The organism is Microvirga sp. jy35 (genome assembly GCF_056148915.1).
On record NZ_JBWBEW010000033.1, the window covers coordinates 1 to 19,603 of the forward strand.

A 19,603-nucleotide genomic window follows, 5' to 3' on the forward strand; every position below is an offset into this window, starting at 1 on the left:
ACCCGGACCGGGTTGCCGCAGGTATGGCCGTCGATGCAGAAGAAGGTGTGGCGCGCCATGGCCTCACTCGCTGTTCACAAGGGTATCGATCGCAGAGGAAAGGCGGGGTGCTCGAGAGCCCCGCCTCGGTTGTATCAGGCCGCGGGCTTCAGGCCCACATCCGGCAGCTTCGGACGGTTCTTGAGAGCCTTGGCCATGACGGACTCGACTTCGCCCTTCTCCGCCCCTTCGAGAGGCAGGCGCGGCGGACGGGTGAGCGCGGAGCCACGGCCCATGATCTCCTCGCACAGCTTGATGCACTGCACGAGATCCGGGCGGGCATCGAGATGCAGGAGCGGCATGAACCACTCGTACAGCGCCCTCGCCTCCTCGTAGCGGCCGGCCTTCGCCAGACGGAACAGGGTCTCGCCCTCCTGCGGGAAGGCATTTGACATGCCGGAGATCCAGCCTTCCGCTCCCAGCATCACGCTCTCGACCACCACGTCGTCGAGGCCTGCGAACAGGACGAAGCGATCGCCGACCATGTTCTTGGTGTCGATGAAGCGGCGCGTGTCGCCGGACGAATCCTTGAAGCACACAATGGTCTCGCAGTCGGCGAGCGATGCCAGGATGTCGGGCGTCACGTCGTTCTTGTAGATCGGCGGGTTGTTGTAGACCATCACTGGGAGGTCGGTGGCCTTGGCGACACCGCGGAAGTGGGCGGCGGTCTCATGCGGCTTCGAGGAATAAACCAGGGCGGGCATGACCATCACGCCATCGACGCCGACCCGCGCGGCCTCCCTGGCGACCTCGGAGGCGAACTGCGTGGTGAACTCGGCGATGCCGGCGATCACCGGCACCCGGCCGCTGGACACGCTCCTGGCAATCTCCATGACGGCCACCTTTTCGGAACGGCTTAGGGAGGTGTTCTCGCCGACGGTGCCGCAGACGATAAGGCCCGAGACGCCATCCCGGACCAGTCCGCCCATCACCTTGGCCGTTGCATCCAGGTCGAGATCGTAGTTCGACTTGAACTGGGTGGTGACCGCGGGAAACACGCCTTCCCAACCGATTTTATTCGCCATTGTGGTCCTGCTCCCGATGATGCATTGAAGTTGATGATTGTATATTGTATAAAATCTACGCTGTCAAGAGAACCCTGCCCTCCTGCTTCATGAGTTTGATGACGAACCGAGCCGCACCTTCGCCGAAGCCTGTTCACAAGCCCCTCCAGCACCGGACGATCTCCGCCTCGGTGGCAGAGGAGTTGCGCCGGCGCATCGTGGACGGCGAGTTCCAAGCCGGCTTCCAGCTCCGCCAGGAGGCACTGGCCGTGGAGTTCGGCGTGAGTCGGATTCCGGTCCGTGAGGCTTTGATGCAGCTCGAGGCCGAGGGACTCGTGAAGATCCACCCCCATCGAGGCGCCATCGTCTCGGCGCTCCCACCGGAAGAGGTCGAGGAGTTGTTCGACCTCCGGGCCCTGCTCGAACCGCGGCTCCTCAAAGCCTCGGCGCCGCATCTGACGGAAGCCGACTACCAGCGGCTGAAAGGCATTTTGCAGGAATACAGCTCAGAGCTTCACGCCATGCATGTCAGCCGCTGGGGTGAGCTCAATCGGGAGTTCCATCTGGTCCTGTACCAGCATGCCGGTCATCCCCGCTCCCTCGCCATCGTGGCGAATCTTCTGCAGGAATGCGACCGGCACACCCGGCTACAGCTCGCCCTGACCGATGGGCGGGCACGGGCAGAGGCCGAACACGACGAGCTGCTCCGCCTCTGCCTTGAAGGCCAGATCAACGAGGCCTGCAAGCTGCTGAAAATCCATATAGAAGGCGCCGGGACGTCTCTCCTGAAGTACATTCACGAGCATCAGAAGGACGGCGGGGGTGCACGGACCGTATGATCAGACCAGCTGGCGCATCGTGCGGAAAAGTGGAACCGGTTATTCGCTTGCGCGACCCGAATGGCCGCGCCGAACGATGCGCTGCTTGAACGATTGGGCATCGGATGGATCCCAAACGTGGAGTCCGCTTTTGGGTCCTATGCTTTAGGCAGGCCGAGCCTGCTGCTTCATGCGCATCTTCGTCTGACGGGTCATCCATAAGGTAAGGACGATCATCGCAAGGAGACCGATGCTCAGCAGAATCCAGTTGAGCACGCTCGCACTCCCTCCCGCGGCCGTGCGCCCGATGACGCCGATCCATACGTTCTGGATCGTTCCGGGAACGATCCCGATGGCAGTCGCTGCCAGAAACGAGCCGAGCCGCACGCCAGTGACGCCGAAGGCGTAGTTCTCGACGGCAAAGGGCGTGACGGGGGTCAGCCGAGCCAGCACGATGGTCTTGAACGATTCCTCGTGGGCCACCGCATCGACGGCCTTCATGGTCGGATGTCTGTCTAGAAACCGTTTGACGCGCTCGCGGGCGACATAGCGACTGATGAGAAACGAGATCAGGGCCGCTGTCATGCCGCCGAAAAAGCAGATCGCAAGCGCCCACCAGCCATAGGCGACGGCGACAGCAAGCGTCAGCGCCACGCCGGGAACGAGCAGGATCGTGCAGAGCACGTAGGCAACGCTGACCAGCACGACGCCCATTGTACCGAGACCTTGCGCCCAACGACTGAACGCCTGGAGCCACGCATCCATGGGCAGCAGGAACCAGGCGGCAATGAGGGCGACGAAGCCGATCACTGATGCGGCGGCGAGCCAGATGAACTTTCGGTTATCGGAGGCAATTGGCAAGGATGAGGCTTCTCGGTTGGCCGAAGCCAAACGCCTGATGCTCGCTGCCGTTCCGGGGCATCAGGCTCATAGCTGCCGACACATGCCAGCCTGACCGTTAAGAGGAATGGCGACTCCGGTAGGGCTCGAACCTACGACCTGCCGCTTAGAAGGCGGCTGCTCTATCCAGCTGAGCTACGGAGCCGTCCGGCAGCTAGCCTTGACCTCAGTGGGTCCAGGGGCCGACGCGGTTGAACTTGAAATTGTCGGAGTAGGAGATCGTCCGGCGCTTGATCTCGTGCGGCTCCTCGACCCGGTAGGCGATGCCCTCGCGCTCAGCGTAGGCCATGGCCTCTTCCTTTGAGTCGAACCACAGGCGGAGCTGCTGACGGGTATCGCCCGAACTTGTCCAACCCATCAGGGGCTCGATCTCGCGGGGCCTGTCCTGCTCGAAGACGAGAAGCCACTGCTTCGTCCGGGCCATCCCGGACTGGGGTGCAGACTTGGCAGGCTTGTAGATCCGTGCAGGCATCGGTTTTTGACTCTCTCCGAGACTCAGCTGGTGATGATGGTCGGGGCGGCAGGATTTGAACCCGCGACCCTCTGCTCCCAAAGCAGATGCGCTACCAGACTGCGCTACACCCCGATATCTTCAACAGCTTGGTTTCTCTATCGATTTCAGAACCCCTGTGCAAGCCCTGCAGTTCCTCAGCAAACTCTCACCCAGGAGGCCAAGGACTGGAGATACCACCCTAGGGCTTGTTTCCTCCAGAGCTTTCTGAGAAGAAAATTTACCCAAACTAAGAAAATGTTAGGCCCGACTCCAGAAAGCTTCACGGACACTTTCCTCTATGTAAGAAAGTATTCAATCGAAATTTAAAGAAAAGGGCCGCGACCTGGCATTATTTGCCAGTCTTCGCGGCCCCTCCGGCCCGTAATGCCCCTACGGGAGAATCTTCCGTAAGACAATGTTTACGTCTGATCAACCCGAATCTGTTTATAGATAAACGTTTGTTTACGAAATGATATCGCATCAACATTCAAACTTGACTGATTGTTTGCCAGATTGCCACAATGAAGACACGATGCCATCTGCTATATGAGGGACCGGCCTTCTTTGCCCCTACGGGTCGGAAACTGAAGCGTCCATGCGTAGCCATGGGCGCTTTTTTTGGATTCTGGATCACCCCAACGCCAGCATGATCGTGATCAGGGCACCCAGGGCGACGACGCCCCCAGCGAAGCCCGCAACCATGAGGGCATTGTTGCGATCTCGGCGGTTCATGGTTTCCTCCGGCTCGTTCATGGTCCGCCCTGCCAACGCGGAACAAGAAGGAATGTCCCAGGTCAGATGGCTGCAACAGGCGAATCGGCGGGTGGATGCAACAACTCGCTCTGTTCCTCGTGGGATGCTAGGGCGAGTTGCTGAGCGCGCATTGCTGATCCTTGGCCGTCACGTCGTCCGTGATCACCCAATGGACGATCTTCTCGTCCTCGTCGATCTCGAGCACCATTTCGAGGACCGTGTTTTCCGCATAGACCCCGAAGAAGCCGTAGCGGCGCGCACCCCAGGAGGGGAGGCTGAAGCGGCCGATCCCATGGGTCAGGCCATGGCAGTGCGCCAGGATCAGGCGCAGGTCCTCCAAGGCGTATTTCGCCTGCAGGGACGGGGCCAGAAGTTCACGAAGCGCTGCGGCGTCCCTCGCATTGTAGATGCTTAGGAGCTCCTGTGACACGTTGATCACCGCATGGGGTCCGACTTGCGCCGCCGCTGCGTTCGTCAGCAGCAGGCCGGTCACGACAGCGACCATTCTCATGAACCTTCCGGACATCCCTGCCCGCACCTGTCTCAGCGTTTGAAGATGGTGTGCTCCACCCGGTCGCCCGGCTTGATCCCGAGCCTGGCTGCGGTTCCAGCATTCAGTTCGAGAACCGCCAGCACCGGCTCACCGGATGGGATCGTGCGGGTGGACAGAGGCTCTGTGTTCGCTGCGATGCGGGCGATCGTTCCATCCGGTCGGATGAACAGCATATCGAGCGGCAGGTAGGTATTCTGCATCCACATGGATATCGGTTCGACGCGCCCAAAATCGAATAGCATTCCCTGATCCGCCGGCATGGAGCGCCGGAACATCAATCCCTGCGCCCGATCTGCGTCATTGCGGGCCACCTCGACCCGGAAGGACTGCTTTTGCCCCCCCTGGGTGCCGATGGACAGGGTCTCAAGGGCTTGCGCGTAAACCGCACCGGCCAGGAGGACGATAAAGCCGAGCGCCGGAAGAACCGGCCGGAACCGCTGCAGCACGGATCGTCTCATCAATGGGAGTGCGGCAGGGCCATGTCGGCCAGACGGACCTCGGCAGCCATCAGGCCCTTGGAGCCGTCGCCGAACCGCACGAAAACCCGCTCGCCGGGCTTCAGCTCGGCAATACCGTAGCGGCGCAGCGTCTCCATGTGGACGAAAATGTCCGGCTTGCCTTCGCCTTGCGTCAGGAAGCCGAAGCCGCGCAGGCGGTTGAACCACTTCACGACCGCAGGCTCCAAGCCGCTGGTCGGCACCACCTGGACATGGGTGCGGGGCAGCGGAAGCTCGGACGGATGCAGCGCCGTGGACTCGTCGAGGGAGACTATGCGGAAGGCCTGCAGCCCGCGCGGGCGCTGAACGGCCTCGACCACAATCCTCGCGCCTTCATTAGCGGCCTGATAGCCATCGCGGCGCAGGCACGTCACATGCAGCAGAACATCGGGCATGCCGTTGTCGGGAACGATGAAGCCGAAACCCTTGGCTACGTCGAACCACTTGATACGACCGCTGACCTGGACGAGCTCGAGAGCGCCCTCCTCCGAGTCCGGATGAGGAACCTCGCGGCGCCCTTGGTCTAAGGAAGGACTCTCCTCACGGAGACTGAAAGAATTGGAGCTGTAATCGCCAGTCATGAAAAAACCCAAACTCGAATCATGAACCCGATTCTTAAAAAGAGGATAACATCGTCCTGAATCAGGGGAAGCCAGAAACGCGCCTCGATGGGCAATGAAATGTTCGGCAGGTCGCATCTTCTTGAAGTTACGAAATAAATTTCGCAAAAACCTCACCGATTTCCGCATGGATCACCAGATCGGCAGCCGGATCGAGGGGCGTCTGCTCCCGATTGACGATGACCAGGCGTGCTCCGTTCTCCTTGGCGAAGGCCGGAAACGCGGCTGCGGGGAAGACCACCAGCGAGGAGCCTGCCACAAGGAAGAGGTCGCAGCTCGCCGTGAGCCGCTGGGCCCGCCTCATGGGTTCTTCAGGCATGGCCTGTCCGAACGAGCGGGTGGCCGATTTGAGAATGCCCCCGCAAATCATGCATTCCGGCGCGTCCCCGATTCTCTCGAAATGGTACCTCACCCTGTCGAGTTCATGCCGCCGCCCGCAGGATAGGCACTTGGCATAGGTGCCGTTGCCATGCAGCTCGATGACTTGTTCCTCGCCCAAGCCCGCTGCCTGGTGGAGCCCGTCGATGTTCTGGGTGATGACCGCAGGCATCCTGCCGGTGGAGACGAGAGATGCGAACGCCATATGCCCGGCGCTCGGACGGGCCCCGCGGTAGAGGTCGTCCATGGTGAACTTGCGCCGCCACGCCTCCCTGCGTGCTTCCGGGCTTCGAAGGAAGAGCTCGAAGGGAATCGGCCTGTTGCGCATCCACGGGCTGTCTGGCGAACGGAAGTCTGGAATGCCGCTCTCCGTCGAGATTCCGGCACCCGTGAACCCCGCCACCGTCCGGGCATCTTGAATCATGCCCTGCAATGTGGCGATTGAAGCAGTGAGGCTTTCAGTCATGCCTTTATCATCTATGGCTGGAAGGCCAGGAAGGAACGCCCCTGCCCATGAGTCATTCGGAAGTGAAGGCGAGCCCACTCCCGCTGCGATCGGTTTCTGCTCCCCGATGGGACGGCATCGACGTCGCCCGCGGTCTCGCGATCATGGCGATGGTCGTCTACCATTTCAGCTGGGACCTGAGCTTCCTGCAACTCATCGAGACGAACATCCTCGAGGTTCCGGCCTGGCGCTGGTTCGCACGGGTCATCGCAGGATCGTTTCTCATGCTTTCGGGCCTTGGCCTCGTCCTGGCCCACGCAAAAGGGTTCCATCGCCGACCTTATCTGAGACGCCTGGTGAAGGTAGGCGGCGCCGCGCTCGCGGTGACCTTGGCGACGTATTTTGCCTTTCCCGAGAGCTACATCTTCTTCGGTATTCTTCACTGCATCGCGGTCTCAGGCGTGCTGGCGCTGCCGTTTCTCAGAATGCACCCGATCATAACCCTTGCCATCGCAGTCCTATGCATCGCGGCGCCGCAGATCTTTACGAGCCTTGCCCTCGACGCCCCTTGGTTCGACTGGCTCGGCCTCGGATCGACCGAGCCGGCCACCAACGATTACGTGCCGATCTTTCCCTGGTTTGGCCTCGTGCTGATCGGTGTGGCCGCAGGCCGGGTTCTGCTGGCACGGCAGGAGACCACGAGCCTTGCCCATTGGCGTTCAAGGGGCTGGCTCTCTGCCCTCCTGATCTGGGTGGGACGCAAAAGCCTTCCGATCTACCTGATCCACCAGGTCGTGCTGCTGGGAATTCTCTACGGAGTGCTGCAAATCGTCGGCCCCAACCCTATGGCCGAGGCACGGCCCTTTATGATCCAGTGCGAGGCGTCATGCCTGCAGAACGCACAGCCTCAGATCTGCCGGGGCCTCTGCTCCTGCACGGTGGCAACCCTGCGCCAGAGCGAGCTCTGGCAGAAGGTGCTCAGCAACACCACGACGGCCGAGGACCAGACACGCATTTCGCGGGCCGCGCAGCAATGCCTGCGCCAGAGCCCGCCATCATAAACGATGGTCGTTGCTGTGCAGGCTGCTTGCTGGATAGCCAGCATGGCGGAACAACCCTCGGCAGCACCATCGCCTACATTGGGCGATTTCTCGCCTCGAAGTCCTGAGAGGTTGAAACCCGTCCTGTGCCGGTCCAACTAGTAGCGGCCGGCCGATGGCGTCGGCCTGTGATCCGGTCTCACCTTTGGGAGGCGAGTTGTGCTGCGCGATTATCTAGCTGGGCTTCCTCTCGTGGCGATCCTGCGGGGCCTGAAACCCGAAAACGCCGAAGCCGTTGGTCATGTTCTGGTTGAGGCAGGCTTCCGCATCATCGAAGTTCCGCTCAATTCTCCCGAGCCGTTCCGCAGCATCGAGCGCCTCGCCAAAACCATGCCGGGAGATGTTCTCGTCGGCGCCGGAACAGTTCTCGATCCTGAGCAGGTAAACGGTATCCGCGACGTAGGCGGCAGGCTGATCGTCATGCCACATGCGGATCTCGAAGTCATTAAGCGGGCCAAGGAGCAGGATCTCATCTGCACCCCCGGCGTGGCGACACCGACCGAGGCCTTCGCGGCGCTGAAGGCCGGAGCCGACGCCATCAAGATCTTTCCGGCGGAAGCCATACCCCCCTCCGTCGTGAAAGCATGGCGGGCCGTGCTGCCGAAGGATGCCATCGTCGTGCCGGTCGGCGGCATCAAGCCCGACAATATGAAGCCTTATGTTGACGCCGGCGCCAACGGGTTCGGGCTCGGCTCGGCCCTGTTCACGCCGACCATGTCGGTCGAGGAGATCGGCAGAAATGCCCGCGACTTTGCTGCCGCATGGCATTCTCTCAACCCCGCCTGAGCCTTCCGCCAACGTCATTCTGAAACATCGGGCAGGAACCCCCGAGAGCGAAAGCCGTTCTCAGGAAGAGACACCCCTTTGTTGGAGTTTGACGATGAAGAAAACGGCACTGATCTTAGCGGCTACGCTTCTGAGCACGGCTTCGTTCGCTCAGGACACCACCACGACGATCAAGAAGGAAGAGGGCCTCCTGGGCAGCAAGACCACCATCGAGCGCAGCACGGAGCCCAGCACGACGTCCTCGACCTCGGTGACGACTTCTACCACCGGCAGCGTCGGCTGCACCTCCGAGACCAAGCAGAAGACCGACGAGTTCGGCGATACGACCACCAAGAAGAAGGTCGAGTGCTAAACCGCTCTCGCGCTTTCCCAAGAAGGGCCCGGCATCTCACGCCGGGCCTTTTCCTTATCGGCGGCGCCCGCTCCGAAAGAATGGAACCGTCAGAAGGCGCTGCCCGGTCTCGTCCGTGATTTCGAGCTCGATATTGCCTGCGTCTGCCAGTTCGTCGCGAAGCTCCTCCACCGTCGCAAGAGCTTCGGCCTTGGCGGCTTCGAGGTCGGGAAGCTCGATGCCCTCCTCGTCCTCATCAACCTCGTATCCGTCCCGGATGTTGAAGAAATAGCGGGGCATGGTTCCAGCTTCATTCTGATGTGTGGCGGGAGAAACGCCTTTGCCGGCGGCAGGTTCAACCGACAGCCTCGTGCTTCCTATACACATTCCTGTCCCGGACGACAGTACACATCCGAACAGTGGAGCTTTTTTCGTCATGCTGCGTTGATCAGCACGCCAAGGGTCAGTGCGGGTCAACCGTATAGGGAAATACCATGGTCCGCTCCTCCCTTGCCCCGCTCGCGGCATTGGCCGCCCTCGCGGCCATCGGCGCCTCTCCGGCCAGCGCCCAGTCGGCCTGCGGCCCCCGCGAACAGCTCGTCAGATTGCTGGCAGATCAATACAAGGAAGACCCGGTCGGCATAGGCCTGTCCCAGCCCGGACAGGTTCTGGAGGTCTTCGCATCCTCGAACGGCTCCTGGACGATGGTCATGACCATGCCGGATGGGAAAGCCTGCATGATCGCCGCTGGCGATAACTGGGAGATGGTGACCAAGGTTAAGGGTAACCCTGTCTGATGGATTGCCGCCCTGAGGGTCTGAGGCTTTAAAGCTTGAGCTTGCCGAACTCCTCTTGGGTGTCGATGTCCTGGACCACGGCATCGTCCGCCGTCGGCCATTCGACAACATCGGGCCTATTGCGAAGAACGGGTCCTGCGCCGACGTCACCGGTGAGCCCTTTGATTGCACCCTGGAGCGCACGCGAGATCACGACAGGATTCCCGCGCCGGCCGTTCAGAGTGGGCACAAGGGCTGGCGGTTGTCCGCTTTCGCTCCAACCGGCCACAAGTTCATCGATCAGGCTGGCGCTCACGAGCGGCATGTCACCCAGGAGGATGACCGCGGCTCTTGCGTCGGGCGGCAATGCGAGGAATCCAGCCTTCAGCGATGTCGAGAGACCATCGGCGAAGTCCGGATTGTGAACGATCCGCACCGGGAGCCCCTTGAGCTCCGCCTGGACAGCGTCTGAGCGATGGCCCGTCACCACAAGGACCGGATCAGCCGAAGAGTGGACGGCAGCCTCAGCCGCGTGGCGAACAAGTGCCTTGCCGCCGAGCCGGGCCAGCAGCTTCGGCTCCTCGCCGAAGCGGGTACCGCGCCCGGCCGCCAGGAGAATGGCCGCCACCTTGCTCACTCCTCGCCCTCGCTTACGCCGCCCTCCCGCGGCTGCGGCCGGGAGACGATCTCCATGAGCAGCCCACCGACACCGAGGGACATGATGTCCGCCCGTGTCACGGGCACGTTTGCCAGAAGGCGGTGCAGGATCCAGTCGAAGCCATTTTCCTTCGGAGAGCGGGCGCAGCCCGGAGCGCCGATCACGGGCTTTCCGGCGATGGAGCCCACAAGAAGCAGGTTTCCTGGGTCGACAGGCATACCGAAATGCTCGACCTGCCCGCCGGCCATCTCGATGGCGGACGGAATGACGTCGCGCCGGTCCGCAATGGCCGAGGCTCCGAAGACGATGATCAGCTCCGCGTCGCCAACCGCCTGTGAAGCCAGTTCTTCGGCGAGGGCGGCTGCTTCGTGAGGCACACGGCGGTCCTGCAGGATCTGAGCGCCTGCCGGCTCCAGCCGGTCGCTGAACACCGCAAGCGTCTTGTCGATCACGCTTGGCTTGAGGCCTGGAAGTATGGTGGAGACGACGGCAACCGATCGACGCGTGTAGGGAGCCACCCGCAAGGCGCCCCTGCCGATCCTGTCGACCCCCTTCTGCAGCAGGGCCTCAGGAAGGGCATAGGGAATAATCTTGACGGTGCCGATCATTTCCCCTGCGACGACGGGCTTGTAGGCCGGCAGGGTGGCGGCCGTCATGGCCTCGTCGACCCCGTTGAGCCCGTGTATCGCATCGACATCAATGATGAGAACGCCAGGGGTTTCGGCGTAGAGATTGGATCGCCCGGTAAAGGGCGCTTCGACGGACACGTTGCTGCCCGCGAGCGCATGTGCCAGCCGGGAGGCCGCCTCGTCTTCGGCGATGTCGCCGGGCTCGAAGCGGGCTGCGATGAGGGTCTCGACGCCGACCTGTTTCAGGCGTGCGGCGATGTCCTCCGTGACGAGGGTTCCTTTCTTCACGACCATACTGCCAGCTCGGACGCTGTGAGCGGCCAGGGCCCCGATCGCCTCCTCGACTGGAACCTGCCCGAACCTCACGCCGAGCGCCTCCGCTCCTTGCGCAGGCTCGCAACGATCTCAGCCAGTATGGAGACGGCGATCTCCGCAGGCGAAACAGCCCCGATATCAAGACCGATGGGAGCATGAATTCGAGCGAGATCCGCTTCGGTGAAGCCGGAGGCCGTGAGGCGCTGAACGCGGCGGTCATGGGTTTTGCGCGAGCCGAGCGCGCCGATATAGAAGCACTCCGACTGCATGGCGCCTGTGAGCGCAGGATCGTCGATCTTCGGGTCGTGGGTGAGCGCCACGACCGCCGTATACCGGTCGATCCTGATCTCCGGCAAAACGGCATCGGGCCACTCGGCCAGCACTGACACGCCCGGGAATCGCTCCGGGGTCGCGAAAGCCGTACGGGGGTCGATGATCGTAACGTCGAGGTCGAGGCCCTGAGCCATGGGCGCAAGGGCCTGGCTGATATGAACGGCCCCGATGACGACAAGCCTGACTGGCGGCGTCAGCACGCTCAGGAAGAACTGGCGGGCATCCCGCTCCACAAGTCCGCTCTTGCCCCTTCGCAGACTGTCCTGCAGTTCCTGGGTCAGCGGGTCGTCTCCGATTTCAGCCTCCCTGACAAGACGCTGCTCGCCCGAAGCGACGTCCGTCACGAGGACGGCGGCACGCCGGGCGGCGCGCTCGGCGTTGAGACCCGACAGGAGGCTCAGGCGCATTCCGTCTAATCCACTCGCTCAAGGTAGATCCTGATCCTCCCGCCGCAGGACAATCCAACCTGCCAGGCGGTCTCGTCGGCCACTCCGAATTCGATCATGCGGGGCTTTCCATCGACGATCACATCCAGGGCCTCCGTGATGACCGCCCCTTCGACGCATCCTCCGGACACGGAGCCGAGAAAGTTCGTGTCCCCGTCGATCACCAGATGGCTGCCCACCGGCCGGGGGGCAGATCCCCAGGTCTCGACCACGGTCGCGATCGCGACACCCCTGCCCTCGCGCCTCCAGGCTTCTGCCGTCTTCAGGATATCCGTCTCGGTTGAAAGCATGAGAGTTCCCAGGAAAAGGAGCAGGCATGGCGACCGCTCGAAGGATGATACTGCCACCACCGTCCCTTGAACTGCAACCGGGATGCGCGCCTCGTCAGGACGGTCATTCCGGAGCATTGACAGGCCGGGCTTTGCGGCGTCAGATCCCTCCCGAACAAGCACCTCCGTCGGATGGGCTGCCCGCAGGATGCTGAACGATATCTACAGCCGCCGCATCCTGGAGCTTGCGGCCGACATCCCTCTTCAAGGGACCCTGCCGGATGCGCATGGGAGCGCGAAGGCCCATTCGAAACTTTGCGGGTCAACGGTCACGGTATATCTGAAACTCGACGGCAACGTCGTGAGTGCCTTCGCCCACGAGGTAAAGGCCTGCGCCCTGGGTCAGGCCTCCTCGTCGATCGTGGGACGGCATGTGATCGGCTCGACCGCCGAGGAGCTTCGGGCGCTCCGGGAGGACATGCATCGCATGCTGAAGACCGGTGGAGATCCTCCTTCGGGCAAATGGGCCGACCTGGCGCTCCTTGAACCGGCGCGGGATCTGAAAGCCCGTCATGCCTCTATCCTCCTCACCCTTGACGCGGTGGTCGATGCGCTGGCCAAGGCTGAGGCGGCCGAGAAGGGACGAGCAGTCCCCAGCATCTGAGATACGGCGGGCGTGCGGTGCAGCAACGCTTGGCAGGTGACGTGCCGCCTGATTTGCACTTACTCTGCTGGCGGGCCGTCACAGCAGGAGAACGCAGCATGGCAATGACGATGCAGGGTGAGGTCGCTCTTCCGGCCGATCGGGCCACGGTATGGGCAGCCCTCAACGATCCGGAGGTCCTGAAAGCGGCGATTCCCGGATGTCAGGACCTGGAGAAGATCAGCGACACGGAATTCCAGGCGGTTGCCAAAGTGTCGGTCGGACCCGTGAAGGCGACCTTCAAGGGCGGCGTCACCCTCACCGACCTCGACCCGCCCAACGGCTACACGATCGGCGGCGAGGGACAGGGCGGCGTCGCAGGTTGGGCCAAAGGGGGCGCGAAAGTGCGCCTCGAAGAGATGGAGGGTGGCACCAAGCTGATCTACGACGTCGAGGCGAATGTTGGCGGCAAGATTGCCCAGCTCGGCGGGCGCCTCATCAATGGTGTGGCCAAGAAATATGCCGACGAGTTCTTTGCGAATTTCGCCAGGATCCTCTCCCCCGCAGAGTCGGCCGCATGATGATGTCCGCACCGGCCATCCTTTGAATCATTCCAATGCTTGACCGCCCACACCTGGCGGGCCACACTCGGCTTCGATGGATCGCCTTCGTGCGATCGTCCAATAAAAAATACCTGCCGGTGCCTGAGACCACCTGAAGGTTGGCCGGGTTGCTGGCGACTGAGGAGGATATCACGCATGACCACCGTCTCCCTGACGGTGAACGGTCAATCCGTCACCGCAGACGTCGATCCCCGCACCCTGCTCGTTCAATTCCTTCGCGACAACCTGAGACTGACCGGAACCCATGTGGGTTGCGACACCAGCCAATGCGGAGCCTGCGTCGTTCACCTGAACGGGCAGGCCGTGAAATCCTGCACCACCCTTGCCGTTCAGGCCGATGCCAGTGTCGTGACGACCATCGAGGGCATTGCCCAGGGCGGCGAGCTGCATCCAATGCAAGCGGCCTTTCGTGAGCATCACGGCCTGCAATGCGGATACTGCACGCCCGGCATGATCATGTCCGCCATCGATATCGTGAACCGCAAGGGGAACGCCCTCGACGAGCAGACCATCCGGGCCGAACTCGAAGGCAATCTTTGCCGCTGCACGGGCTATCACAACATCGTCAAGGCCGTTGCCGCTGGAGCTCAAGCGATGGCTCAGGAGCCTCTGCCGCAGGCGGCCGAGTAAGGTCCGCCACGCCCCCGTCCAACGCACGACGCCCTGCCGGGCAGGTGCAAGCTGCAGGCGGGTCTCGAGGAAGGCGCCATCTCTCCAGAGCCTTGTTCGAAGACTCCGCTTCGCTTCCGCCCGGTGAGGGACAACAAAGCCAAGGGAGGAATTCATGAACGCTACAGGGATCGGCGCACCCGTCCGCCGGAAAGAGGATCAGCGTTTCGTCACCGGCCAGGGGCGCTACGTCGACGACTTCAACCGGCCTGGCCAAGCCCACGCGTATTTCCTTCGCTCTCCCCACGCCCATGCAGCCATCCGGTCCATCGACACGGGACCGGCCATGATCATGCCGGGCGTGATCGCCGTCTTCACGGGCGACGACCTCGCGGCCGACAAGATCGGCGGTCTCATCTGCGGCTGGATGATTCACTCCAAAGACGGCAGTCCGATGAAGGCGGGACCTCACCCGGCCCTGGCTCAGGGCAAGGTGCGCTATGTAGGCGACCATGTGGCGGTGGTGATCGCCGAGACGCTCGCTCAGGCGAAAGACGCGGCCGAAGCCATCGTTGTCGATTACGACGTTCTCCCGGCCGTGGTTGATACGGCCCAAGCGACGAAGGCGTCCGTTCAGGTGCATGACGTCTCGCCCGACAACACCGTATTCAACTGGCATCTCGGCAACAAGGATGAGACGGAAGCGGCTTTCGCCCGGGCGAAGCACGTGACGAAGATCGACCTCATCAACAACCGTCTGGTGCCGAACCCCATCGAGCCCCGCGCGGCGGTGGGCGAATACGATTTCGGGACCGACAACTACACACTCTACACTACAAGCCAGAACCCGCACGTGGCCCGCCTCGTCCTCTCGGCTTTCATCGGCGTGGCACCCGAGCACAAGCTGCGTGTCATCGCGCCGGATGTGGGCGGCGGGTTCGGCTCCAAGATCTTCATCTACGCGGAGGAGACGGTCTGCGTCTGGGCGGCGAAGAAGGTGAAGCGGCCGGTGAAGTGGACCTCGGATCGCTCGGAAGCCTTCCTGTCCGACGCCCATGGCCGCGATCACGTCACCCACGCGGAAATGGCCACTGACGAGAACGGGAAGATCATTGCCTTGCGGGTTCACACCACCGCCAATCTGGGCGCCTATCTGTCCACCTTCTCCTCGTCCGTGCCGACCTACCTCTACGCACCGCTCCTCTCAGGCCAGTACGACATTCCGGCCATCTACTGCGAGGTGGACGGAGTTTATACGAACACGGCGCCCGTCGATGCCTATCGAGGCGCGGGACGGCCCGAGGCCACCTTCGTGGTCGAGCGGCTCGTCGAGAAGACTGCCCGCGAACTGGGCCAGGACCCGGCCGAGTTCCGCCGCAAGAACTACATCACGCAGTTCCCCCATACGACGCCGGTCATCATGACCTACGACACGGGCGACTATGCCGCTTCGCTCGACAAGGCTCTGGAAATTGCCGACTACAGGAACTTCCAGCAACGCAAGCAGGAAAGCGCACGCCGCGGCAAGCTGCGGGGCATCGGCTTCTCCAGCTATATCGAGGCCTGCGGCATCGCTCCCTCGCAGGCGGTCGGCTCCCTCGGGGCCGGCGTGGGCCTGTGGGAATCCGCCGAAGTGCGTGTCAATCCGACCGGTTCCGTCGAGGTGCTGACCGGCTCGCATAGCCACGGCCAGGGCCATGAGACCACCTTCGCGCAGCTCGTGTCCGACCGGCTCGGAATTTCCATCGATCAGGTCAGCATCGTTCACGGCGACACCGACAAGGTGCAGTTCGGCATGGGCACCTATGGCTCGCGTTCCGGTGCGGTCGGCATGTCGGCTATCGCCAAGGCCATCGACAAGGTGATCGCGAAGGGCAGGAAGGTAGCGGCCCATGTGCTCGAAGCGTCCGAGGGCGATATCGAGTTCAAGGACGGCAGGTTCGGCGTGGCCGGAACCGACCGTTCGATGGCTTTCGGTGAAATCGCCCTCCAGGCCTACATCGCGCACAAGTTCTCGGGCCAGGATCTTGAGCCCGGCTTGAAGGAGGGAGCGTTCTACGATCCAACCAACTTCACCTTCCCGGCCGGCGTCCACATCTGCGAGGTGGAGATCGATCCCGACACCGGCGTGACCAAGATCGAGCGCTGGACGGCAGTGGACGATTTCGGGGTGATCATCAACCCGATGATCGTCGAGGGCCAGGTTCATGGCGGCATCGCTCAGGGCGTCGGTCAGGCGCTCCTCGAAGGTGCCGTCTACGACGAGAGCGGGCAGCTCATCACGGCCAGCTTCAACGATTACTGCATGCCGCGCGCCATCGACCTGCCGTCCTTCCAGGTCGGCATGACGGTGACCCCCTGCCCTTCGAACCCGCTCGGGATCAAGGGCTGCGGCGAGGCTGGAGCCATCGCGGCCCCCCCGGCGGTCATCAACGCGATCACCGATGCCCTCGGCCATGAGGACATCGCCATGCCGGCAACGCCCCAGGCGGTGTGGCGGGCGGCCCAGAAGGCACGCATGCCCATGGCGGCTGAATAAGGGAGGACGGCAATGTACGCTTTCGAATACCACCGCCCCACGAGCGTCAAGGAAGCCGCGGGATTGGCCGGTCAGGCCGAGGACACCAAGTTCCTCGCTGGCGGGCACACCCTGCTGCCGACCATGAAGCTGCGGCTCGCCGGCCCCGCAAACCTGATCGATCTCGGTCAGATCGCTGAGCTTAGCGGCATCGATCGATCCGGTGACGCAATCACCGTCGGGGCCATGATGAAGCATGCGGAAGTTGCCCATTCCGCCGAGGTGAAGGAGGCGCTTCCGGCCCTGGCCGAGATGGCCGAACTCATCGGCGATCCGCATGTGCGCAATCGCGGCACCATCGGCGGCTCTGTCGCCAACAACGATCCATCGGCGGATTACCCAGCCGCTTGTCTTGCCCTCCAAGCGACGATCATCACCAACCAGCGGAAGATCGCGGCGGATGATTTCTTCCAGGGCATCTTCACGACTGCTCTGGAGGAAGGCGAGATCATCACCCAGGTGTCGTTCCAGATCCCCACGCAGGCAGCCTACGTCAAGTTCCGCAATCCGGCCTCACGCTACGCTCTCGTCGGCGTGTTCGTGGCCAAGCACACGGACGGCGTCCGAGTCGCCGTGACGGGAGCCGGCTCGAACGGCGTGTTCCGGGCCGCCGACATGGAACAGGCCCTGAGCACGAACTTCGCTCCGGAAGCCCTCGACGGCGTCACTGTTGCGGAGAGCGAGATGAACAGCGACATCCATGCGGATGCAGCATACCGGGCTCATCTCGTCGGCGTCATGGCTCGCAGGGCCGTACAGGCGGCTGCCGCTCGGGGCTGAACAGTCGCACCTGAAACGACATTGACGCAATGCCCGGGTCCTCCCGGGCATCACGCCCTTTGGAGCAGCACAGCCCGTGGCCGACCAACCCGGTTCCATCGACAGCACATTTGATCTTCTGAAGAGCGCCGGCTATGTGGCCGACCGCTCGCTCGCGACGGTGCTCTTCCTTGCACTGAAGCTCGGACGTCCGCTCTTTCTCGAGGGAGAAGCAGGCGTCGGCAAGACGGAGATTGCGAAGGTGCTCTCGTCGGCGCTCGGGCGCCGTCTGATCCGCCTGCAATGCTACGAGGGCCTTGACGTCGCCTCTGCGGTCTACGAGTGGAACTATGCCGGTCAGATGATGGCCATCCGGTTGGCCGAGGCCGGCGGAGCAGTGGATCGCGACACGTTGGAAAACGACCTGTTCTCGGAACGATACCTGGTGAAGCGGCCGCTCCTGCAGGCGCTCGAGCCCGACACCTCTGGCGCCCCGGTTCTCCTCATCGACGAACTCGACCGCACGGACGAGGCCTTCGAGGCGTTTCTTCTGGAGGTGCTCTCGGACTTCCAGGTCACCATACCGGAACTCGGCACCGTCAAGGCGGAGCACCCGCCCATCGTCATCATCACGTCGAACCGCACCCGCGAGATCCACGACGCGCTCAAGCGCCGCTGCCTCTATCACTGGGTCGATTATCCGGATGCGGAGCGGGAACTCGCCATTCTCTCGAGCCGAGTTCCGCAATCCTCCGAGCGCCTGTCGCAGGAAATCGTCGCCTTCGTTCAGGCAATCCGGAAGGAGGATCTGTTCAAGGCGCCGGGCGTGGCTGAAACCCTCGACTGGGCTTCCGCTCTCGTGGAACTCGATGCGGTTGCACTCGATCCGGCGCTGGTCTCGGACACTCTCGGCGTTCTCCTGAAATATCAGGACGACATTCAGAAGATGCAGGGCAGCCGGGCGAAGGACATGCTCGACCGCGTGCAAGATGCCCTGAGGACATCTGGGTGACCGATGCGCAGACCCGCACGGGCGAAGGCCGGCTTCCGGACAACATCGCCTATTTCGCCCGCGCCTTGCGGGCCGCAGGTCTGCCGGTCGGCCCCGGAGCGGTTCTCGATGCCATCGCGGCCGTCGAGGCGGCGCGGATCGGCGCGCGTGAGGACTTCTACTGGACCCTCCACGCCGTGTTCGTAAAGCGGCACGAGCACAGCACCCTGTTCGACCAGGCCTTCCGCATCTTCTGGCGACGACGTGCCCTGATCGAGAAGCTCATCGCCCAGATGTCACCGATCTCTCCCGGCGGGGCCAAGGAGGAGAAGAAACCGCAGGCTGGGGCCCTGCGCGTGGCCGAAGCCCTGGCTGCACCCCGGCAGGAGAAGCCGGAACCGGTTGAGAAAACCGAATTCTCCGCCCGCCTCACCGTCTCGGACCGGGAAGTTCTGAAGGCCAAGGACTTCTCCCAGATGTCGGCCGCCGAGATCGCCGTGGCCAAGCGGCTGATCGCCGAGATGTCCCTGCCGGACGACGAAGTGACCACGCGCCGCTTCCTGTCGGATCCTAGAGGCCGCCGGATCGATCCGCGCAGGACTTTCCGTCGATCGCTGCGCGGAGGCGGTGCTGCGATCGACCTGGCCTATCGCTCGCCTGCCGTGCGCCATGCGCCCGTGGTGGCGCTCATGGACATCTCAGGCTCAATGGCGGACTATTCCCGGCTCTTTCTGCACTTTCTTCACGCAATCTCCGAGAAGAGACGGCGCGTCCACTCCTTCGTTTTCGCGACGCGTCTGACGAATATCAGCCGGGAACTGACGAGCCGCGACCCTGACGAGGCGCTCGCCCGCGCCTCGAAGCGCGTGCAGGACTGGGAGGGCGGGACCCGGATTGCTCATGCGATCCACGACTTCAACCGCCACTGGTCGCGCCGGGTGCTCGGCCAGGGCGCCATCGTGCTGCTCTTCACCGACGGGCTTGAACGCGAGGTGACGCGGGAGCTGACCTTCGAAATGGACCGGCTCAAGCGTTCATGCCGCCGCCTGATATGGCTGAATCCGCTCCTGCGCTTCGACGCCTTCGAGGCCCGCGCCTCAGGCATCCGCGCGATGCTGCCCTATGTCGACGAATTCAGGCCCATCCACAATCTGGCGTCGATGGGAGAGCTCTGTCGTGCCTTGTCCGGCGAGCCGACGGAGCGAAGCAACCCGCGTCAGTGGCTGCGGGCATCATAAGCCTCAGGGGCACCACAGG

At 62.9% G+C, this 19,603-nt stretch carries 24 protein-coding genes and 2 tRNA genes; 12 read left to right on the top strand and 14 right to left on the bottom strand.

Going from position 1 to position 19,603, the window contains the following annotated elements:
- Positions 1-134: 134 nt before the first annotated feature.
- Positions 135-1,064, bottom strand: a complete 930-nt coding sequence (locus AC0QTX_RS20015) for a dihydrodipicolinate synthase family protein (protein ID WP_474605582.1) — start codon at positions 1,062-1,064, stop codon at positions 135-137.
- Positions 1,065-1,162: 98 nt separating this feature from the next.
- Here AC0QTX_RS20015 and AC0QTX_RS20020 point away from each other — a divergent pair, with 98 nt between their 5' ends.
- Positions 1,163-1,882: a GntR family transcriptional regulator gene (locus tag AC0QTX_RS20020; protein ID WP_474605583.1), complete on the top strand. Its 720-nt coding sequence runs from the start codon at positions 1,163-1,165 to the stop codon at positions 1,880-1,882.
- A 144-nt stretch (positions 1,883-2,026) separates the two neighbouring features.
- On the opposite strand, the gene AC0QTX_RS20025 is transcribed toward AC0QTX_RS20020, so the two are convergent.
- The 8 genes from AC0QTX_RS20025 to AC0QTX_RS20060 form a co-directional block, all read right to left on the bottom strand.
- Positions 2,027-2,722, bottom strand: a complete 696-nt coding sequence (locus AC0QTX_RS20025; protein WP_474605584.1) for a TVP38/TMEM64 family protein — start codon at positions 2,720-2,722, stop codon at positions 2,027-2,029.
- Positions 2,723-2,829: 107 nt separating this feature from the next.
- Positions 2,830-2,906, bottom strand: a tRNA-Arg gene (locus tag AC0QTX_RS20030).
- 21 nt (positions 2,907-2,927) lie between these two features.
- Complete coding sequence (locus AC0QTX_RS20035; protein WP_474605585.1) at positions 2,928-3,233, bottom strand: ETC complex I subunit; 306 nt, start codon at positions 3,231-3,233, stop codon at positions 2,928-2,930.
- Positions 3,234-3,270: 37 nt separating this feature from the next.
- Positions 3,271-3,347, bottom strand: a tRNA-Pro gene (locus tag AC0QTX_RS20040).
- 766 nt (positions 3,348-4,113) lie between these two features.
- Positions 4,114-4,518, bottom strand: coding sequence for a hypothetical protein (locus AC0QTX_RS20045; RefSeq protein ID WP_474605586.1), 405 nt, complete (start codon positions 4,516-4,518; stop codon positions 4,114-4,116).
- A gap of 32 nt (positions 4,519-4,550) precedes the next feature.
- Complete coding sequence (locus AC0QTX_RS20050; RefSeq protein WP_474605587.1) at positions 4,551-5,018, bottom strand: DUF192 domain-containing protein; 468 nt, start codon at positions 5,016-5,018, stop codon at positions 4,551-4,553.
- Positions 5,018-5,638, bottom strand: coding sequence for a cold-shock protein (locus AC0QTX_RS20055; RefSeq protein WP_474605588.1), 621 nt, complete (start codon positions 5,636-5,638; stop codon positions 5,018-5,020). Before AC0QTX_RS20055 ends, AC0QTX_RS20050 begins: the two co-directional genes overlap by 1 nt.
- Positions 5,639-5,765: 127 nt before the next feature.
- A complete protein-coding gene (locus AC0QTX_RS20060) occupies positions 5,766-6,521 on the bottom strand; it encodes an SIR2 family NAD-dependent protein deacylase (protein WP_474605589.1) in 756 nt (251 codons plus the stop codon).
- A 47-nt stretch (positions 6,522-6,568) separates the two neighbouring features.
- Here AC0QTX_RS20060 and AC0QTX_RS20065 point away from each other — a divergent pair, with 47 nt between their 5' ends.
- The 3 genes from AC0QTX_RS20065 to AC0QTX_RS20075 all read left to right on the top strand — a co-directional run bounded on the left by AC0QTX_RS20065 (position 6,569) and on the right by AC0QTX_RS20075 (position 8,738).
- On the top strand, positions 6,569-7,561 hold the full coding sequence (locus AC0QTX_RS20065; RefSeq protein WP_474605590.1) for an acetyltransferase domain-containing protein: 993 nt from the start codon (positions 6,569-6,571) through the stop codon (positions 7,559-7,561).
- Between the two features lie 198 nt (positions 7,562-7,759).
- Entirely contained in the window at positions 7,760-8,386 is a 627-nt protein-coding gene (locus AC0QTX_RS20070) for a 2-dehydro-3-deoxy-6-phosphogalactonate aldolase (RefSeq protein ID WP_474605591.1), read from the top strand.
- A gap of 94 nt (positions 8,387-8,480) precedes the next feature.
- Entirely contained in the window at positions 8,481-8,738 is a 258-nt protein-coding gene (locus AC0QTX_RS20075; protein ID WP_474605592.1) for a hypothetical protein, read from the top strand.
- Positions 8,739-8,792: 54 nt separating this feature from the next.
- On the opposite strand, the gene AC0QTX_RS20080 is transcribed toward AC0QTX_RS20075, so the two are convergent.
- On the bottom strand, positions 8,793-9,017 hold the full coding sequence (locus AC0QTX_RS20080) for a DUF6894 family protein (RefSeq protein WP_474605593.1): 225 nt from the start codon (positions 9,015-9,017) through the stop codon (positions 8,793-8,795).
- 194 nt (positions 9,018-9,211) lie between these two features.
- Here AC0QTX_RS20080 and AC0QTX_RS20085 point away from each other — a divergent pair, with 194 nt between their 5' ends.
- A complete protein-coding gene (locus tag AC0QTX_RS20085) occupies positions 9,212-9,514 on the top strand; it encodes a hypothetical protein (RefSeq protein ID WP_474605594.1) in 303 nt (100 codons plus the stop codon).
- 28 nt (positions 9,515-9,542) lie between these two features.
- Here AC0QTX_RS20085 and AC0QTX_RS20090 read toward each other — a convergent pair whose 3' ends face one another.
- The 4 genes from AC0QTX_RS20090 to AC0QTX_RS20105 form a co-directional block, all read right to left on the bottom strand.
- Entirely contained in the window at positions 9,543-10,121 is a 579-nt protein-coding gene (locus tag AC0QTX_RS20090) for a nucleotidyltransferase family protein (RefSeq protein ID WP_474605595.1), read from the bottom strand.
- Positions 10,122-10,126: 5 nt separating this feature from the next.
- Positions 10,127-11,074 carry a molybdopterin-binding protein gene (locus AC0QTX_RS20095; RefSeq protein WP_474605596.1) on the bottom strand — a complete coding sequence of 316 codons (948 nt, stop codon included), beginning with the start codon at positions 11,072-11,074 and terminating at the stop codon, positions 10,127-10,129.
- A gap of 68 nt (positions 11,075-11,142) precedes the next feature.
- Positions 11,143-11,835 carry an XdhC family protein gene (locus tag AC0QTX_RS20100; RefSeq protein WP_474605597.1) on the bottom strand — a complete coding sequence of 231 codons (693 nt, stop codon included), beginning with the start codon at positions 11,833-11,835 and terminating at the stop codon, positions 11,143-11,145.
- 5 nt (positions 11,836-11,840) lie between these two features.
- On the bottom strand, positions 11,841-12,164 hold the full coding sequence (locus AC0QTX_RS20105; RefSeq protein WP_474605598.1) for an XdhC family protein: 324 nt from the start codon (positions 12,162-12,164) through the stop codon (positions 11,841-11,843).
- Between the two features lie 187 nt (positions 12,165-12,351).
- Between AC0QTX_RS20105 and AC0QTX_RS20110 the strand changes: the two genes are divergently transcribed.
- The 7 genes from AC0QTX_RS20110 to AC0QTX_RS20140 all read left to right on the top strand — a co-directional run bounded on the left by AC0QTX_RS20110 (position 12,352) and on the right by AC0QTX_RS20140 (position 19,584).
- Complete coding sequence (locus AC0QTX_RS20110; RefSeq protein ID WP_474605599.1) at positions 12,352-12,807, top strand: iron-sulfur cluster assembly scaffold protein; 456 nt, start codon at positions 12,352-12,354, stop codon at positions 12,805-12,807.
- A gap of 98 nt (positions 12,808-12,905) precedes the next feature.
- Positions 12,906-13,367 (top strand): SRPBCC family protein, encoded by a 462-nt coding sequence (locus AC0QTX_RS20115; RefSeq protein ID WP_474605600.1) that lies wholly within the window; start codon positions 12,906-12,908, stop codon positions 13,365-13,367.
- Positions 13,368-13,544: 177 nt separating this feature from the next.
- Complete coding sequence (locus AC0QTX_RS20120) at positions 13,545-14,039, top strand: (2Fe-2S)-binding protein (protein ID WP_474605601.1); 495 nt, start codon at positions 13,545-13,547, stop codon at positions 14,037-14,039.
- Positions 14,040-14,193: 154 nt separating this feature from the next.
- Positions 14,194-16,557 carry a xanthine dehydrogenase family protein molybdopterin-binding subunit gene (locus tag AC0QTX_RS20125; protein WP_474605602.1) on the top strand — a complete coding sequence of 788 codons (2,364 nt, stop codon included), beginning with the start codon at positions 14,194-14,196 and terminating at the stop codon, positions 16,555-16,557.
- 12 nt (positions 16,558-16,569) lie between these two features.
- On the top strand, positions 16,570-17,376 hold the full coding sequence (locus AC0QTX_RS20130) for an FAD binding domain-containing protein (protein WP_474605603.1): 807 nt from the start codon (positions 16,570-16,572) through the stop codon (positions 17,374-17,376).
- A gap of 76 nt (positions 17,377-17,452) precedes the next feature.
- Positions 17,453-18,367, top strand: a complete 915-nt coding sequence (locus tag AC0QTX_RS20135) for an AAA family ATPase (protein WP_474605604.1) — start codon at positions 17,453-17,455, stop codon at positions 18,365-18,367.
- Positions 18,364-19,584 (top strand): vWA domain-containing protein, encoded by a 1,221-nt coding sequence (locus tag AC0QTX_RS20140; protein ID WP_474605605.1) that lies wholly within the window; start codon positions 18,364-18,366, stop codon positions 19,582-19,584. The genes AC0QTX_RS20135 and AC0QTX_RS20140 overlap by 4 nt, the downstream gene beginning before the upstream one ends.
- The last annotated feature ends 19 nt before the right edge of the window (positions 19,585-19,603 follow it).

Bases quoted from the DNA above. Each gene is read 5' to 3' on its own strand.
- AC0QTX_RS20120 (WP_474605601.1), top strand. From the start codon at position 13,545: ATGACCACCGTCTCCCTGACGGTGAACGGTCAATCCGTCACCGCAGAC.
- AC0QTX_RS20020 (WP_474605583.1), top strand. From the start codon at position 1,163: ATGACGAACCGAGCCGCACCTTCGCCGAAGCCTGTTCACAAGCCCCTC.
- AC0QTX_RS20080 (WP_474605593.1), bottom strand. From the start codon at position 9,017: ATGCCCCGCTATTTCTTCAACATCCGGGACGGATACGAGGTTGATGAG.
- AC0QTX_RS20100 (WP_474605597.1), bottom strand. From the start codon at position 11,835: ATGCGCCTGAGCCTCCTGTCGGGTCTCAACGCCGAGCGCGCCGCCCGG.
- AC0QTX_RS20045 (WP_474605586.1), bottom strand. From the start codon at position 4,518: ATGAGAATGGTCGCTGTCGTGACCGGCCTGCTGCTGACGAACGCAGCG.
- AC0QTX_RS20115 (WP_474605600.1), top strand. From the start codon at position 12,906: ATGGCAATGACGATGCAGGGTGAGGTCGCTCTTCCGGCCGATCGGGCC.
- AC0QTX_RS20055 (WP_474605588.1), bottom strand. From the start codon at position 5,638: ATGACTGGCGATTACAGCTCCAATTCTTTCAGTCTCCGTGAGGAGAGT.
- AC0QTX_RS20050 (WP_474605587.1), bottom strand. From the start codon at position 5,018: ATGAGACGATCCGTGCTGCAGCGGTTCCGGCCGGTTCTTCCGGCGCTC.
- AC0QTX_RS20105 (WP_474605598.1), bottom strand. From the start codon at position 12,164: ATGCTTTCAACCGAGACGGATATCCTGAAGACGGCAGAAGCCTGGAGG.
- AC0QTX_RS20015 (WP_474605582.1), bottom strand. From the start codon at position 1,064: ATGGCGAATAAAATCGGTTGGGAAGGCGTGTTTCCCGCGGTCACCACC.
- AC0QTX_RS20075 (WP_474605592.1), top strand. From the start codon at position 8,481: ATGAAGAAAACGGCACTGATCTTAGCGGCTACGCTTCTGAGCACGGCT.
- AC0QTX_RS20035 (WP_474605585.1), bottom strand. From the start codon at position 3,233: ATGCCTGCACGGATCTACAAGCCTGCCAAGTCTGCACCCCAGTCCGGG.
- AC0QTX_RS20125 (WP_474605602.1), top strand. From the start codon at position 14,194: ATGAACGCTACAGGGATCGGCGCACCCGTCCGCCGGAAAGAGGATCAG.
- AC0QTX_RS20060 (WP_474605589.1), bottom strand. From the start codon at position 6,521: ATGACTGAAAGCCTCACTGCTTCAATCGCCACATTGCAGGGCATGATT.
- AC0QTX_RS20095 (WP_474605596.1), bottom strand. From the start codon at position 11,074: ATGGTCGTGAAGAAAGGAACCCTCGTCACGGAGGACATCGCCGCACGC.
- AC0QTX_RS20085 (WP_474605594.1), top strand. From the start codon at position 9,212: ATGGTCCGCTCCTCCCTTGCCCCGCTCGCGGCATTGGCCGCCCTCGCG.
- AC0QTX_RS20130 (WP_474605603.1), top strand. From the start codon at position 16,570: ATGTACGCTTTCGAATACCACCGCCCCACGAGCGTCAAGGAAGCCGCG.
- AC0QTX_RS20110 (WP_474605599.1), top strand. From the start codon at position 12,352: ATGCTGAACGATATCTACAGCCGCCGCATCCTGGAGCTTGCGGCCGAC.
- AC0QTX_RS20065 (WP_474605590.1), top strand. From the start codon at position 6,569: ATGAGTCATTCGGAAGTGAAGGCGAGCCCACTCCCGCTGCGATCGGTT.